Here is a 13,571-nt window from a genome sequence, read left to right as displayed (position 1 = left end):
CGGCGAACACACCACCGGCGAACGCCAGACCAGCAACAGACAACACGCTCTTACGAAGGATCGTGTTCATCGGGGGCTCCTTCAGGGGGTAGACAGCCACCAGCCGCTCAGGGGAACGGCACGCAGGGTGCAAGCACCTCGTCCGGCGCTCTCATACACGGGGGGAAAGTCTTCGGGGGTTGGCGGCCTACGGGCGGGGGCCTCGTGGCGCCGGGTCCCTGTGTAACGACCGCCGGGCCGGGGGCATTCCGGGTTCGGCCCGTCCATCGGCACTCTCGTGGAGGGTGCTGGTGCGGTCGTTCGGGGGGTGTGCAACGACCGCGGCCTGGCCGGCATTCCATCCCGGGCGGGCCCCGGGGGTGGTGGGCCGTGGTCCTGCGATCGTCAGGGTATGTAACGACCCCCGGCCCGCCCCGATTCCACCCCAGCGAGTGCAGCCGGCCACACGCCAGAACCCCCGATACCGGACATCCGGTGCCAGAACACCGGACGTCCCGGGCGTCAGACCGGCCGATCAGCGGTTGATCGACTCCGCATCGCCGACATCGGGACACCGCGACACCGAGTCGATCACCCTGACCAAGCCGTCCGAGGGCGAGGTAGACGGTGAGCGCCATACCTCACAGGCATATTCATGACTCACAGGTATATCGCCAACGACAACAACCTCGCCCGCAGCGAGTTTGGCGCAGCCGATCGCGCAGACCCAGCCCACCGCATCCCCGCAGACCAAACGGACGGCCGGCCACCGGCGGGAGGGTGGGCTGCCTGACCGCCCGCAGCCGGACACGGCAGGCCCCACCCCACCGACAACGCACAACGAACAAGGGACCGCACACAAGAGGCACGGACAGGCTGGCGCCCGTCGGACATTCCGACGGGCGCCAGCCTGAGGTGCTGTCCGGGCCCTGCCCGGTCGGGGGTGCGGATCAGTGCGCGGCCCCACCGAGGCGCTGGCGACGACGCCACGCGAGAGTCAGCAGCAGCATGACCGCGCCGGCGCCGACCAGGCCGCCGCCGAGCTTCATGGGCGTGCCGAGGCTGCTACCGGTGACGGGCAGCGGCTGCTTCTTGTGCAGCACCCGAAGCTCGGTGCTGGCGCTCCGGTCGGAGGAGCGGCCGGTGGCGGTGAAGGTCAGCAGACCCGTCACCGACGGCTTGTAGCTCCGGGTGAACTTGCCGTCCCTGTCGGTATGCGCCGTGAAGTGCAGCGGTGCGCTCGCCTGGTACGCCACCGGAGCCATCGCCACGGTACTGCCGTCGCTGCGGCGGGCCGGCGCCTGACCGGCAGCCGGAGCGGCCAGCGGCGTGACCGTCACGGCGATGTCGACGATCTCGAACCGACCGAAGCCGGTACCGGTCAGTACGACCGTCTCGCCGAGCAGGATCGTCGGCCGGTTGACGGTCAGCAGCGGCGGCGCGGGCACGTACACCGGTGGCTGTGGCGTGTCCGTGATGGACGGCGACGGCTGTGGCTGCGGCTGTGCCGCCCCCGCCGCGGTCGGCACGGCCGCTACGGCCAGGCCGACCGTGAGCGCCATGATGATGCGGGAAAGCCGCATGATTGGTTCCCTCCTACTGGTCACAGCTTGGTGCGGAATGAACTTGGGTGGTCCAAGGGCTGGCGGTGGGGGTCAGCCACAGCTCGGCCTGCCCGACGCCGGTCTTCGCGGTCAACACGGTGACCTCCAAGACCCGTTCGGCACCGGGGCTCGCCTCGACGTTGGCCGTGGCGACCTGCCGGCGTCGCTCGGTGCCGCTGCCGAGTGCGATCTCCGTGCCGTCGAGGCGCGCCTCGAGCACGCTTCCGCCCGCCGGACTGAAGATCGACACCAGCGTGCGGATGGTGTACGGGTCCCCTGCCAGGCCGAGGCCGAGGACGGACTCGCTGAGTCCGGACTTCGGCGCCGTCGAGCGCAGGGTCACCCGCAGCCGGAGCTCGCGGCGGCCGTCGGGCCGGCATTCGCTGACCGTCAGGTTCGCCGTCGGCCGCAGGTAGTAGCCGAGCTTCGCGCCGCTGCCGTCGTTGAGGAACACGCCGACCGTCGGCACGGTGTCCTGTTCCGGAAGCGTCCCGGCCATCCGGCTGTCGCCGAATGTCCGCTGTTCCTCCGGTCGGGCACTCCAGAACAATATCCGGCGTTCGGTGATAGCACGGTCGAATACGGACAACAACACCCTAGGGTTGACATTCTTCTTAAAGAAGGCGTCGAACACCGCGGCGGCGGACGCCGTGAAGAACTCGTCCTGCTCCCGGATGTCCAGCCGCTGGTACGTCTCATTGAGCAGCGTCTGCACGACCTTCTCGCTGGCCAGCGGGACACCGCCGGGCACCATCACCGGGCCGGTCGCCTTGAGCAGGTAGGACAGCACCACCGGGTCGACGGCGAGCACCCCGTCGACCGTGGTGCCGGTCTTGCGGCGGAACATCTCCCGGTACAGCGCCGCGGCGGTCGGGAAGTGCGGAGTCAGGTTGACGTCGGCGGGATAGATGCCGGGCAGATCGGTCCAGAGTGCCCTGATCTCGGTGGGCAGCTTCACCGCGGGGGTGAACCGGCCCAGGGAGGCGCTGCTGCCCTGCTGGCCCATCCGCACCTGGCCCTTCTCGGCCTCGATCATCGCGTACGCGCCGAACATGCCGCCGGTGGCGCGCAACTCGGCCAGGTTCTGCGAGACCAGCAGGTACCGGCGCTGGCCGCTCGCGCCGAGGAGCGGCGGCAGTAGCCGGGCGCCCTGGTCGGCGGCCGTGGTGAGGCCGGCCAGCCGGTCGATCTCGCCACGCAGGTCGGTCAGCGCCTGCCGGATCTGGCTGACCAGCTGGTCGCCGGGCACCGCCGCCAGGTCGCGGCGGGTGCGCTGCACCGCGCCGTCCACCCGGGACAGCTCGGCGGAGGCCGCGGTGAGCCGGACCAGGTCCAGCCGGCCCTCGGTCGGCACCAGGCTGGTCAGGTCCATCCGGAGCAGGGTCGGGAACGCCTGCCGGGCCAGGTCGTCGATGGCGACGGCGATCTGCTGGACCGCGTCGAGGTCGTCACCGGCGATGGGAGTACGCCGACCGAGCTGCCAGCCCGGGTCCGTGGTCGCGGCCCGGGCCGCGCCGGCCTGCTCCTGGAGGGCGGCGAGGGTCCGCAGGGCGCGGTCGGTGTCCCCGCCGACCACCTGCGCGCTCAACTCGCGGGCCAGGCCGGCGGCGTTGAGCAGATGGGCGCGCGCCTGCCAGCCGCGGAAACCGATCCACCCGCCGCTGGCCAGCAGCAGCGAGCCGACCACCAGGGCGCCGAGGAGTGCCCGTCGCAGTCGCGCCCGCCGGCGGCGCCGGGACCGGCTTCGCCGCCGGCGCGGTCGTTCGCTCTCCGTCACACCACACTCCCGTTCGTGGAACCGGACAGAAGGTCAGATATCCCTGACGTTCTTAGCATGCGGTGAGGAACTTCGTACCGTTATTGCATTCCTCGTCCGTTACGCGAGGTTCCCTCGCGGATCGACGCGCTCGGGAACCCGGCCGGCCGCCTCGTGCAGCAGCCGCTCGATCCGGTCCACCCCGGCCGGCAACGACATCTCCCGCAGGTACGCCTCCCGGCCCCGGCGACCCATCTCCGCGCGTGCCGCCGGGGGGATGGTGGCGGCCAGCCAGAACCGGTCGGCCAGCGCGGCCCAGTCCTCGGGCGGGCAGGACAACCCCGCCCGGGCGCGTTCGACCAGTTCGGCGGTGTCGCCGCCGGCCGAGGCCACCACGGGCGTGGCGCAGGAGAGCGCGGCCTGGAGCTTGGCGGGCACCATGCCCCGCAGCTCCGGTAGGTCACGCAGCATGACGAGCTGGTAGTCGGCAGCGGCGTACAGCTCGGGCATGTCGAGCGGGGACCGTCGCTCCAGAAAGCGCACGTTCTCCGCGCCCAGCTCAGCGGCGAGCCCCCGCACCCGCCGCTCGTCGGCGCCCGAGCCGACCAGGACCAGTTCCATCGTCCGGTCCAGCGCCGCGGCGGCACGTACCGCGGTCTCCAACCCCTGCCGGGCACCGATGGTGCCGGCGTGCATCACCACGCACCGCCCGTCGCGGCCGACCAGCTGGCGGGCCGCCGGACCCGGCGTCGCCGGGTGGAAGATCCTCTCGTCGGTCCAGTTCAGCACCAGTCGGACCCGGGCCGGGTCGGCGCCGGCGGCGACCACCAGGTCCCGCATCGACGGCGCGGCCACGGCGACCCGCGCGGCGCTCCGGTAGATCCGGGCCATCGCGGCGCCCAACCGCGCGGACCAGCGGCCGTCGCCCGGCTCGTCGGCGCCGTCGCGCGCCCAGACGTCCTGCACGTGCAGCACCGCCGGCACCCGCCCGAGCAGCCGGAGCACTCCGGCAGCGGCGAACGTGGTGGCCGGCAACTGGAAGACGTAGAGCGCGTCCACGCCGCCGAGGAACCGGCGCGCGGCCAGGGTCGCGCTGCCGGCGAAGGAGAGGTAACTGGCCATCCTGGCGCGGGTCGACGCGGCGTTGTTGGCGTACCGCGGCACCCGCTTCACGGCCAGGCGTTCGCTGTGCGTCTCGTGGTGCCAGCGCTGGCGCCAGCCGGGATAGACGTGCCCACCGGGGTAGTCCGGGAACCCGGTGAGCACCCGGACCTCATGCCCACGTGCGGCCAACTCCTCGGCGAGACTGCCGGGGATGAACGCGGGCTCCGGCGGAAAGTGGTACGACAGGATGCCGATTTTCACCGGACCACCGCCGTCCGCCACGGATCCGCCCCGGTCGGCGCGGCACCGCGACCGGTGGGTGCCCCGCCCGCGTACGATGCCGACAACCCCTCCCCGCGCGGCCACCGGCGGCGACGCACCGCGCCAGTGGTGTGGTCGCCCGCGTCCGCACCGATGAGAGGGGCACCAATGGTCGACCGAGTGCTGTTCGTCTGCCACGCCAACCTGTGCCGGTCGCCGATGGCGGAGTACCTGGCCCGCCGGCTGCTGGCCGACCGCCCGGTCACCGTGGCCAGCGCCGGCACCGACGCGATGGACGGCCTGACCATGCACCCGTACGCCATGGAGATCGCGGCCGAGGGCGGAGCGGACCCGGCGGCCTTCCGCAGCCGCGGGCTGCGCCCGGAGTTTCTGGCCGACGCGACGCTGGTGCTGACCGCCACCCGGCGCCAGCGCTCGGTCTGCACCGCGCTGGCGCCGGCCGCGCTGCACCGGACGTTCACTCTGCGCCAGTTCGGCCGGTTGGCCGCGGCGGCGGAGCCGCAGACCGAGCCGGGCGACGACTCGCTGCGGGCCGCGATCGCCGCCGCCGCCCACGCCCGGGGGCGGCTGCAACCCGCCGCCCCGGACGCGGACGACCTACGGGACCCGATCGGCGGCACCGCCGCCGACTTCCGACGCTGCGCCGAGGAGATCGAACGATCGCTACGACCCCTCGCCGCGCTCATCGGGGCAACCGGGTGAGTTCCTGGGTGCGGTCGCTGACGCCGTTGACCCCGGTGCCCTCGCTGTGCCGGGCGGACGTCGCCCGGTCGGCCGGCACCGACGGCGTCGCCGTTTTGGCGACGACCCGGTAGGCCTCGTACTGGTACGCCTCGGCCTTGGCGACCTTGGCCATGTTCAGCACGCAGCCGAGCAGCCGGACCGAGACCGAGTGCAGCGAACGGGCCGCCGCGGCCACCTGGGTCCGGGAGGTCCGGCCCTGCTGGGTCACCAGCAGTGCGCCGTCGGCCTGCACGGCCACCACCACACCGTCGGTCACCGCGAGCAGCGGCGCGGTGTCGATGATGACGATGTCCGCCGACTCACGCAGGGCCAGCAGCAGGTCCGCCATCGCCTTGGAGCCGAGCAGCTCGCTCGGGTTCGGCGGGGCGGAACCGCTGGGAAGCACGAGCAGGGACTTGTCGCCCCAGCGCTGCACCACGTCGCCGACCTGGACGTCACCGACCAGCACGTCGGTGAGGCCGACACCGGCGTCCAGGCCCAGGTATTCGTCGACCTTGGGACGGCGCAGGTCCGCGTCGACCAGCAGCACCCGCCAGCCCGCCTCGGCCAACGCGATGGCCAGGTTGCAGGAGAGCGTGGTCTTGCCCTCGCCCTGCAGAGCGCTCGTCACGGCGATGACGCGGGCCGGCTCGTGCACGTCCACGAAACGCAGGTTGGTACGCAGCTTGCGGACCGCCTCGGCCCGCGCCGAGGTCGCGGCGTCGCCGACGATCAGCGGCGCGGAGCGGGCGCTGCCCTCGAACGGGATCTCGCCGAGCAGCGGGCTGCCGGTGGCACGTTGCAGACCGGCGGCGTCGCGCAACCGGACGTCGGCCACGCCGCGCAGAATCGCCAGGCCGACGCCGAGCATCAGACCCACCAGGCCGCCGAGGGTCAGGTTGCGTGCCGGTTGAGGTGAGACGGGGCTGGCGCTCACCCGTGGGCCGCTGACCACCTCGATCTTCACGGGCGCCTTGCCCTCGGGTGGCGTCTCGACCCTCTGCACGAGCTCGACGAACTTCGCCGCGAGGGTCTCGGTCACCCGCAGTGCGCGGCTCTGGTCGGTGTCGGTGATCGACGCGCGCAGCAGGACGGTGCCGGCCTCGGTGGAGGTGCTCACCCGGCGCTGCACCTCGTCCGCGGTGAGCCCGACCGGGGTCTCGGCCACCACGCTCTGCGCCAGCCGGTCGCTGCTGAGCAGGTCGGCGTACGACTTGACGCGCTGCTGAAGGAAGAGCCCACCCTGGTAGGCGTCGGTGACGCCCTGGTTGGGGGTGGTGACGAAGAACGTCACCGAGGCGACGTACCGGGGTTGGGCCCGGACGGTCAGAAACGCCGAGACGCCCAGGGCCACCATGACGGTGACCAGCACGACCCACCAGTGCCGACGCACGTGGCGCAGTTGGCGGAGCAGGTCCATCAGGCGCGCCTCCGTGCCGGTCCGGTTACGCCAAAGAACTTCACGAAAACCCCCAAGGTCGTCTGTAAACTCGTGAAACCATTAAAGCCGCTCATACGGCTTATGTCCGGAGTTATCGGTTTTCGATGGCGACAACACGTGCGCCCGCATGACCAACCCGACAAACGTCCATTCGGCAGCGGTGACATCGGGGAAAAGTCGACAGCCGATCGGCCGGCGTCCGGATCGCCCCTGCGGTCGCCGCGACGGGCGAGCCCGGATAGGGTCAGCAGCGGTGTGCCGGGAAGCCTGGTCGGCGATTGGATTCGTGCCGTCCCGACCACCCGAGGTGAGCGCCACAGATGACCGCCCGCACCCCACCGTCCGGCCCGTCCCGGCCGGCACGGCTGTTCTCGCGATCATCCTGGCCCGAGGCCCGGCACCTGGCCGACGTGCTGCGTACCGAGACCGTCGGCGGCGCCCTGCTACTGCTCGGCGCCGTCATCGCGCTGATCTGGGCGAACTCTCCCTGGTCCGACGCGTACGCGCGGCTGGGTGGCTGGGTGCCCTGGGCCGGTGGCACGCGCTGGCATCTCGACCTGGACCTGGCCTCCTGGGCCGCGGACGGCCTGCTGGCCATCTTCTTCTTCGTGGTCGGCCTCGAACTCAAGCGCGAGTTCGTCACCGGTGAACTGCGTGACCCCCGGCGCGCCGCCCTACCGGTGGTGGCCGCCCTCGGCGGGATGCTGCTGCCCGCGCTGATCTACGTGACGGTCATCCTGACCGCGGGCGGGGAGGGGCTGCGCGGCTGGGCGATCCCCACCGCCACCGACATCGCCTTCGCACTGGCCGTACTCGCCGTGGTCAGCTCACACCTGCCCCAGGGCCTGCGCGCCTTCCTGCTCACCCTCGCGGTGGTCGACGACCTCTTCGCGATCACCATCATCGCGATCTTCTACACCGCCGATTTCCATCCCGTGCCGCTGCTCGCGGCCCTGGCTCCGATCGGGCTCTTCGCCCTGCTGGTGCAGCGCGGACGCATCTGGTGGTGGGCGCTGATCCCGCTCGCGGTCGCCGCCTGGGCGCTGGTGCACGCCTCCGGCGTACACGCCACGGTGGCCGGCGTCCTGCTCGGCTTCACCGTGCCGGTGCTGGCCGCCCGACGGCGGGCGGGTGGCGCGCCGGCTGCCGGCGGTGCGAGCGGGGACGACGGAGGGCTCGCCGCCCACCTGGAACACCGCTGGCGGCCCGTCTCGGCCGGCGTCGCGGTGCCGGTCTTCGCCCTGTTCGCCGCGGGCGTCACTCTGCGCGGCACCGACCTGGCCGCCCTGCTGTCCGACCCGGTGGTGATCGCCATCGTCGCCGGCCTGGTGCTCGGCAAGAGCATCGGCATCTTCGGGTCGACCTTCCTGCTGGCCCGGTTCACCCGCGCCGAGCTGGACGAGGACATCACCTGGGCCGACCTGCTCGGGATCGCGCTCCTGGCCGGCGTCGGGTTCACGGTGTCCCTGCTCATCGGCGACCTGGCCTTCGGCGTGGGCAGCACGGCCGACGATCGGGTCAAGACCGCCGTGCTGGCCGGGTCGGTGATCTCCGCTGGGCTGGCCGCCACCGTGCTGGCCCGCCGCAACGCGGTGTACCGCCGGGTGGCGGAACGGGAGCGACTGGACGCCGACGGCGACGGCGTGCCCGACGTCTACCAGAGGTCCTCCGACAGCTGAGGGGGACGCCGGGGAGTCCGGCCCCGACGGCGCCGGTGAGCCCGGACGAGAGCCCGACGGATCAGCGGCCGCGTTCGGCGGGCCGGCGCTCCTCGGTCTCCTCGGAGAGCGCCTCAGCCGCCGGTTCGGTGAGGTCGTCACCGGGCACCGCCACCTCCTCGGCCAGGTCCTGCTCGTCGGGCTTCCCACCGGGCGGCGGCTCGGGAGCGGTGGCATCGCCGGCGAAGCCGTACTCGTTCGGTTCGTCGTGCCTGCTCATGTGGTCGTCCTCCCGCTCGCGCCGGTTTCGTCTCGTACCGCCTACGCTAGGTGGTGATCGTCCGCGGCGCAGGGCGGCCGGGATTGTCGGCGCGACCACGGCGGCACGGTGGCCAGCGCCGCCGCGAGCAGCTGGCGCAGCGCGACGATCGCGGCCGAGCTGGCCAGGCCGCTCCAGCCCGGATCGCCGACGAGCCGGAGCAGTCCGGCCGCGATCAGCAGGTCCAGCACCACCCGGACGGCGGTCCGGCCGGCCCCGGTGCTGAGCACCGTGACCACACCGGCGACCAGGGCCAGCGCGGTCACCACCATGACCAGCGCGCCGATCACGTCGGGCGCTCACCCTCGGCCACCTGCCGCTGCTCCTGACGGATCTCCCGGCCGAGGAAGTAGTTCAGCGCCGTCCGGATCGTGGCGATCGCCGCCAGCTGGCCGATCTGGGTGAACGACGGGGACACCGCGGTGCGCAGCACGTCGGCCGCCAGCTGAAACTCCAGGCCGAGGGTCAGAAACCGGCCCAGGGAGAGCCGGATGGGAGTGAAGACAGCGGCGGTGCGGTGTCGCAGCCCCTCGACCACGAACCGCACCGCCGCCCAGACAGCGCCGACGAAAATCACCAGAGCGCCCGCGACCTCCACCACGGCCACCAGCACCTCGTCGCCCTGGCGCAGTAGCTCCGCCGCGTCCACCCGGGGCCGTTACCCGTCACCGGGGCGGGTAGTCGGCGCTCAGGTCAGCTGGTTCACCGCCTCCAGGATCAGCCAGAGGCCGCAGATGGCGAAGAGCACCGCGGCGCCGTACTTGATCGCCTTCTCCGGCAGTCGACGGCCGAGCATCCGGCCGACCAGGATGGCCAACGCGTCCGCCGCCACCATGCCGATGGTGGAGCCGAGCCAGGTGCCGAACCAGCCGTACTTGGTGGCCAGCGTGATCGTGGCGAGCATCGTCTTGTCGCCCAGTTCGGCCAGGAAGAACGCCACCGACACGGCGACGATCGCGGACTTGCTGGTCTTCTCGGCCTTGCGCTTCTCCTCGTCGGTCAGGCTGTCTCCGCGCAGGGTCCACGCGCCGAAGGCGAGGAACGCCACGCCGGCCACCAGAGTGATCCACTCGGTGGGCAGGACCGCGCCGAGACCCGAACCGATGGCGACCGACGCCAGGTGCACCACCGCCGTGGCGACGGTGATGCCGATCAGCACCGGCACCGGCCGGAACCGTGTGGCGAACGTCAGCGCCATCAGCTGGGACTTGTCTCCCAGCTCGGCGACGAAGATGACGCCGAAGCTGATGACCAGCGCGGCGAAGAATCCTTCCATGACACCCTTCCCGATCATGCCGGGAGGAGGTACGGGGCGCCCTCGACCCGGCTGCAACAGCCTGAGTCGAAGGTCTCGCCCGCCCCGGAGACCGGGGCCGCGTGGCCGGATGCGGAACGCACCAGTATGTCGACCACGACATTGGGGGCTACTCCCCTTCGCGCGACCAGCCTAGCCGATCAGCGTCCGGCCCTGCCGCGGCGGGTGGCCAGGCTCACCGCGCCTGCGCCAGGGTGACCCCGAAGAGCCCCTCCGGATCGGTCCAGAACTCCGCCGCGACAAACCCGGCCGCGGCCAGCTCAGCGGCCACCCCCGTCGGGCGGAACTTCGCCGACACCTCCGTGCGCAGCTCCTCCCCCGCGCCGAACTCCACGGTGAGGTCCAGCACCCGGACCCGCATCGGTCGGGTCGCCCGCAGCCGCATCTCGATCCACTCGTGCGTCGGATCCCAGCGGGCGACGTGCTCGAACGCCGCCGGGTCGAAGTCGGCACCCAGTTCCCGGTTGATCACATGCAGCACGTTCCGGTTGAACTCGGCCGTCACCCCGGCCGCGTCGTCGTACGCGGGCACGATCACCGAGGGATCCTTCACCAGGTCGGTGCCGAGCAGCAGCCAGTCGCCGACCTCCAGCGCGGCGCGCATCGCGGCCAGGAACTCGGCCCGCTCCGCCGGCAGGAGGTTGCCGATGGTGCCGCCGAGGAACACCACCAACCGCCGGCCGCCGGTGGGCAGCCGGTCCAACTGCCGGGTGAAGTCCCCCACGATGCCGCGGACCCGCAGCCCCGGATAGTCGGCGGCGACCTCTGCGGTGGACGCGCGCAGCGCGCTGACCGACACGTCGAGCGGGACGAAGGTGCCCAGCCCGCCCTGGCGGGTGAAGGCGTCCAGCAGCAGCCGGGTCTTCACCGACGAGCCCGAGCCCAGCTCGATCAGGGTCTTGGCCCCGGTCAGCGCGGCGATCTCGGGGGCCCGCTCGGCCAGCACCGCCCGCTCGGCGCGGGTCGGATAGTACTCGGGCAACCGCGTGATCTCCTCGAACAGCTCGCTGCCCCGAGCGTCGTAGAACCACTTCGGCGGCAGCCACTTCGGGTCGGCGCTCAGCCCGGCCCGGACGTCCTCGCGCAGCCCACGCTCCAGGTCCTGCTCCTCGAGGTAGATCTCCAGCGGTTCCGCCGTCATCACATCGCCTCTCTGCTCGGTCAACCGTTGCCTGCCCCCACCGGTGCGGCTCACCGGGTCGGCAGTGCGCTTACCCGCACCTCGCCCGCCGTAGCGGTGACCAGATGCCCCTCCGGCACCGGGCGCCAGCCGGGATCATCGTCGTGCGGCTCGGAGGCGAGCAGCACCGAGCCGGCCCTCGCGCGCACCGACAGCGCGTGCCCGGCCACGCTGGCCACCGCCCGGTGCCCGTCGGTGAGCAGCACGTTGAGCCGCGACCCGGGGGCCGCCGCGGCGACGTCCGCCACCGTCTGCCCGACCGCCTCGACCGGGTCGGCGCCGGCGCGCAGCCGATGCCGGACCAGCGCCCAGAGCAGCGCCGAGTCGGTCGTGGCGTCCAGCGTGAGCAGGTCGCGCACCGGCAGGCCGGCGGCGAGCGGCACCACGGCGTCCGGCCAGCCACGCACCACGCCGTTGTGGCTGAACAGCCACCGCCCCTCGGCGAACGGCGCGGCGGCCCCGTCGACCACCGCCATCCCGACGGTGGCGGAGCGGACCGCGGCGAGCACCGCACCGACGCGGGTCACCGCGGCGAGCTGGGCGATCGTCGGATCGCTCCAGATCGGCTGGGCCCGCCGGTAGCGCACCGGGTCGCCGTCACCCGGGTACCAGCCGACGCCGAACCCGTCGGCGTTGATCGTGCCGCCGCCGCGCATGTCGCGGGGCGCCCAGGACTGCCGGACCAGCGAGTACGGGGGATCGAACAGCAACTCGGCCAGGGTGACCGGCGGCCCGAGGTAGGCCAGGTGGCGACACATCAGCCCACCCCGCCGGTCGCGTGGCGGTTCACCGGTGCGACTCGTCCGGCCGCGCGTCGCGGGCGCAGCGGAAGCCGCTGAAGATCTGCCGCCGGATCGGGTAGTCCCAGTTGCGGAAGGTGCCCCGGCAGGCGGACCGGTCGGTGCCGAACGAGCCGCCGCGCAGCACCCGGTAGTCGTCGCCGAAGAAGACCTCGGAGTATTCGCGGTACGGGAACGCGGTGAAGCCGGGATGCCCGCGGAAGGTGGTCGACGTCCACTCCCAGACGTCACCGATGAGCTGGTGCACGCCCAGTGGTGAGGCGCCGGCCGGATACGCGCCCACCGGGGCCGGCCGCAGGTGGCGTTGGCCGAGGTTCGCTTGCGCGTCGGTCGGGTCGTCGTCGCCCCACGGGTAGCGGCGGGACCGGCCGGTCGCCGGGTCCCACCGGGCCGCCTTCTCCCACTCCGCCTCGGTCGGCAGCCGCTTGCCGGCCCACGCCGCGTACGCCTGCGCCTCGTACCAGCACACGTGCACCACCGGCTCGTCGGCGCGGACCCGGTCCCACCGGCCGAAGCGCCGGTACGACCAGCCGTCGCCGTCCCGGCGCCAGTGCATCGGCGCGCCGAGCTCCTCCCGCAGCCGGTGCGCCCAGCCGGCCGGGCTCCACCAGCGCGGGTCGGTGTAGCCGCCGTCGGCGATGAACGCCTCGTACTGGCCGTTGGTGACCGGGACGGCGTCGATGACGTACGCGGGCAGGTCGACGCGGTGCGCGGGACGCTCGTTGTCCAGCGCCCACGGGTCGGTGTCGGTGCCCATGGTGAACGGGCCGGCCGGCACCAGCACCTCCCCACCGACAGCGGTGGGCGGCTCCGGCGGCGGTGGGGCGTGCAGCACCGCCGGCCCCGAGCGCAGCTGGTGCGTGGCGAGCATCGTCTCGTCGTGCTGCTGCTCGTGCTGGACGATCATGCCGAAGGCGAACCCGTCGGCGACCAGCGGCCGCTCGGTGAAGGTCACCGCGTCGAGCAGGTCGTGCACCTTGTCCCGGACCGTGCCCAGGTAGGCGCGCGCCTCGGCGGGTGGGAGCAGGGGCAGCGTGGGGCGGTCCCGGCGGGGTTGCTTGAACGCGTCGTACAGCTCGTCGATGTCGCACCGGACCGGCTCGCGGCCCCCGACGTCGCGGACCAGCCAGAGCTCCTCCTGGTTGCCGACGTGTGCCAGGTCCCAGACCAGCGGTGACATCAGCGGTGAGTGCTGGCGCATCAGGTCGGCGTCGTCGACCACCTCGGTCAGCAGCGCGGTGCGGGACCGGGCCCGCGCCAGCTCCGCCGCGATCCGGCCGCGCAGTTGCTCCCCGTCGGCGTGTCCCGTCGTGCTCGCGCTCACCGAGCCGCCTCCCGTTCCCGACTGCGGGGCTCGCAACCCCGGCTCACTCCTCGCGCTCACCGAGCCGCCCGTCGTTCCCGACTGCG

General features: G+C 72.6%; 13 protein-coding genes. 2 read left to right on the top strand and 11 right to left on the bottom strand.

The features are described 5' to 3' along the window. Nucleotides 1-929: 929 nt before the first annotated feature. From AB0K07_RS26530 to AB0K07_RS26520, 3 genes are all read right to left on the bottom strand, one after another. Nucleotides 930-1,562, bottom strand: a complete 633-nt coding sequence (locus tag AB0K07_RS26530; protein WP_363758817.1) for a hypothetical protein — start codon at nt 1,560-1,562, stop codon at nt 930-932. 13 nt (nt 1,563-1,575) lie between these two features. Next, the gene (locus tag AB0K07_RS26525) at nt 1,576-3,360 is read right to left on the bottom strand and encodes a DUF4012 domain-containing protein (protein ID WP_363758814.1); all 1,785 of its coding nucleotides are present in this window, start codon (nt 3,358-3,360) and stop codon (nt 1,576-1,578) included. Between the two features lie 99 nt (nt 3,361-3,459). Further along, the gene (locus AB0K07_RS26520; RefSeq protein WP_363758811.1) at nt 3,460-4,704 is read right to left on the bottom strand and encodes a glycosyltransferase family 4 protein; all 1,245 of its coding nucleotides are present in this window, start codon (nt 4,702-4,704) and stop codon (nt 3,460-3,462) included. Nucleotides 4,705-4,872: 168 nt separating this feature from the next. Between AB0K07_RS26520 and AB0K07_RS26515 the strand changes: the two genes are divergently transcribed. Continuing rightward, on the top strand, nt 4,873-5,427 hold the full coding sequence (locus AB0K07_RS26515; RefSeq protein WP_363758808.1) for a low molecular weight phosphatase family protein: 555 nt from the start codon (nt 4,873-4,875) through the stop codon (nt 5,425-5,427). On the opposite strand, the gene AB0K07_RS26510 is transcribed toward AB0K07_RS26515, so the two are convergent. Beyond that, nucleotides 5,408-6,868 (bottom strand): polysaccharide biosynthesis tyrosine autokinase, encoded by a 1,461-nt coding sequence (locus tag AB0K07_RS26510; RefSeq protein ID WP_363758805.1) that lies wholly within the window; start codon nt 6,866-6,868, stop codon nt 5,408-5,410. The two genes, AB0K07_RS26515 and AB0K07_RS26510, sit on opposite strands and share 20 nt — an antisense overlap. Before the next feature lie 341 nt (nt 6,869-7,209). Between AB0K07_RS26510 and nhaA the strand changes: the two genes are divergently transcribed. Next, nucleotides 7,210-8,568 carry a Na+/H+ antiporter NhaA gene (gene nhaA, locus AB0K07_RS26505; protein ID WP_363758802.1) on the top strand — a complete coding sequence of 453 codons (1,359 nt, stop codon included), beginning with the start codon at nt 7,210-7,212 and terminating at the stop codon, nt 8,566-8,568. Nucleotides 8,569-8,629: 61 nt separating this feature from the next. Here the strand turns inward: nhaA and AB0K07_RS26500 are convergent, their stop codons facing one another. From AB0K07_RS26500 to egtB, 7 genes are all read right to left on the bottom strand, one after another. Beyond that, complete coding sequence (locus AB0K07_RS26500; protein ID WP_354962179.1) at nt 8,630-8,827, bottom strand: hypothetical protein; 198 nt, start codon at nt 8,825-8,827, stop codon at nt 8,630-8,632. A gap of 41 nt (nt 8,828-8,868) precedes the next feature. Continuing rightward, the gene (locus AB0K07_RS26495) at nt 8,869-9,156 is read right to left on the bottom strand and encodes a hypothetical protein (RefSeq protein WP_363758799.1); all 288 of its coding nucleotides are present in this window, start codon (nt 9,154-9,156) and stop codon (nt 8,869-8,871) included. Then, nucleotides 9,153-9,515 carry a DUF1622 domain-containing protein gene (locus AB0K07_RS26490; RefSeq protein WP_363758796.1) on the bottom strand — a complete coding sequence of 121 codons (363 nt, stop codon included), beginning with the start codon at nt 9,513-9,515 and terminating at the stop codon, nt 9,153-9,155. The genes AB0K07_RS26495 and AB0K07_RS26490 overlap by 4 nt, the downstream gene beginning before the upstream one ends. A gap of 39 nt (nt 9,516-9,554) precedes the next feature. Further along, the gene (locus AB0K07_RS26485) at nt 9,555-10,142 is read right to left on the bottom strand and encodes a TMEM165/GDT1 family protein (protein WP_363758844.1); all 588 of its coding nucleotides are present in this window, start codon (nt 10,140-10,142) and stop codon (nt 9,555-9,557) included. Between the two features lie 214 nt (nt 10,143-10,356). Then, nucleotides 10,357-11,322 (bottom strand): L-histidine N(alpha)-methyltransferase, encoded by a 966-nt coding sequence (egtD, locus tag AB0K07_RS26480; RefSeq protein ID WP_363758793.1) that lies wholly within the window; start codon nt 11,320-11,322, stop codon nt 10,357-10,359. A 50-nt stretch (nt 11,323-11,372) separates the two neighbouring features. Further along, the gene (egtC, locus tag AB0K07_RS26475) at nt 11,373-12,119 is read right to left on the bottom strand and encodes an ergothioneine biosynthesis protein EgtC (protein ID WP_363758790.1); all 747 of its coding nucleotides are present in this window, start codon (nt 12,117-12,119) and stop codon (nt 11,373-11,375) included. Nucleotides 12,120-12,147: 28 nt separating this feature from the next. Further along, entirely contained in the window at nt 12,148-13,485 is a 1,338-nt protein-coding gene (egtB, locus tag AB0K07_RS26470) for an ergothioneine biosynthesis protein EgtB (protein WP_363758787.1), read from the bottom strand. Nucleotides 13,486-13,571 lie beyond the last annotated feature (86 nt).

This window comes from Micromonospora sp. NPDC049301 (assembly GCF_040678715.1).
Taxonomy (GTDB): Bacteria; Actinomycetota; Actinomycetes; order Mycobacteriales; family Micromonosporaceae; genus Micromonospora.
The sequence above is the reverse complement of the archived record's forward strand: the minus strand, read 5'-3'. Positions and strand labels throughout refer to the sequence as shown.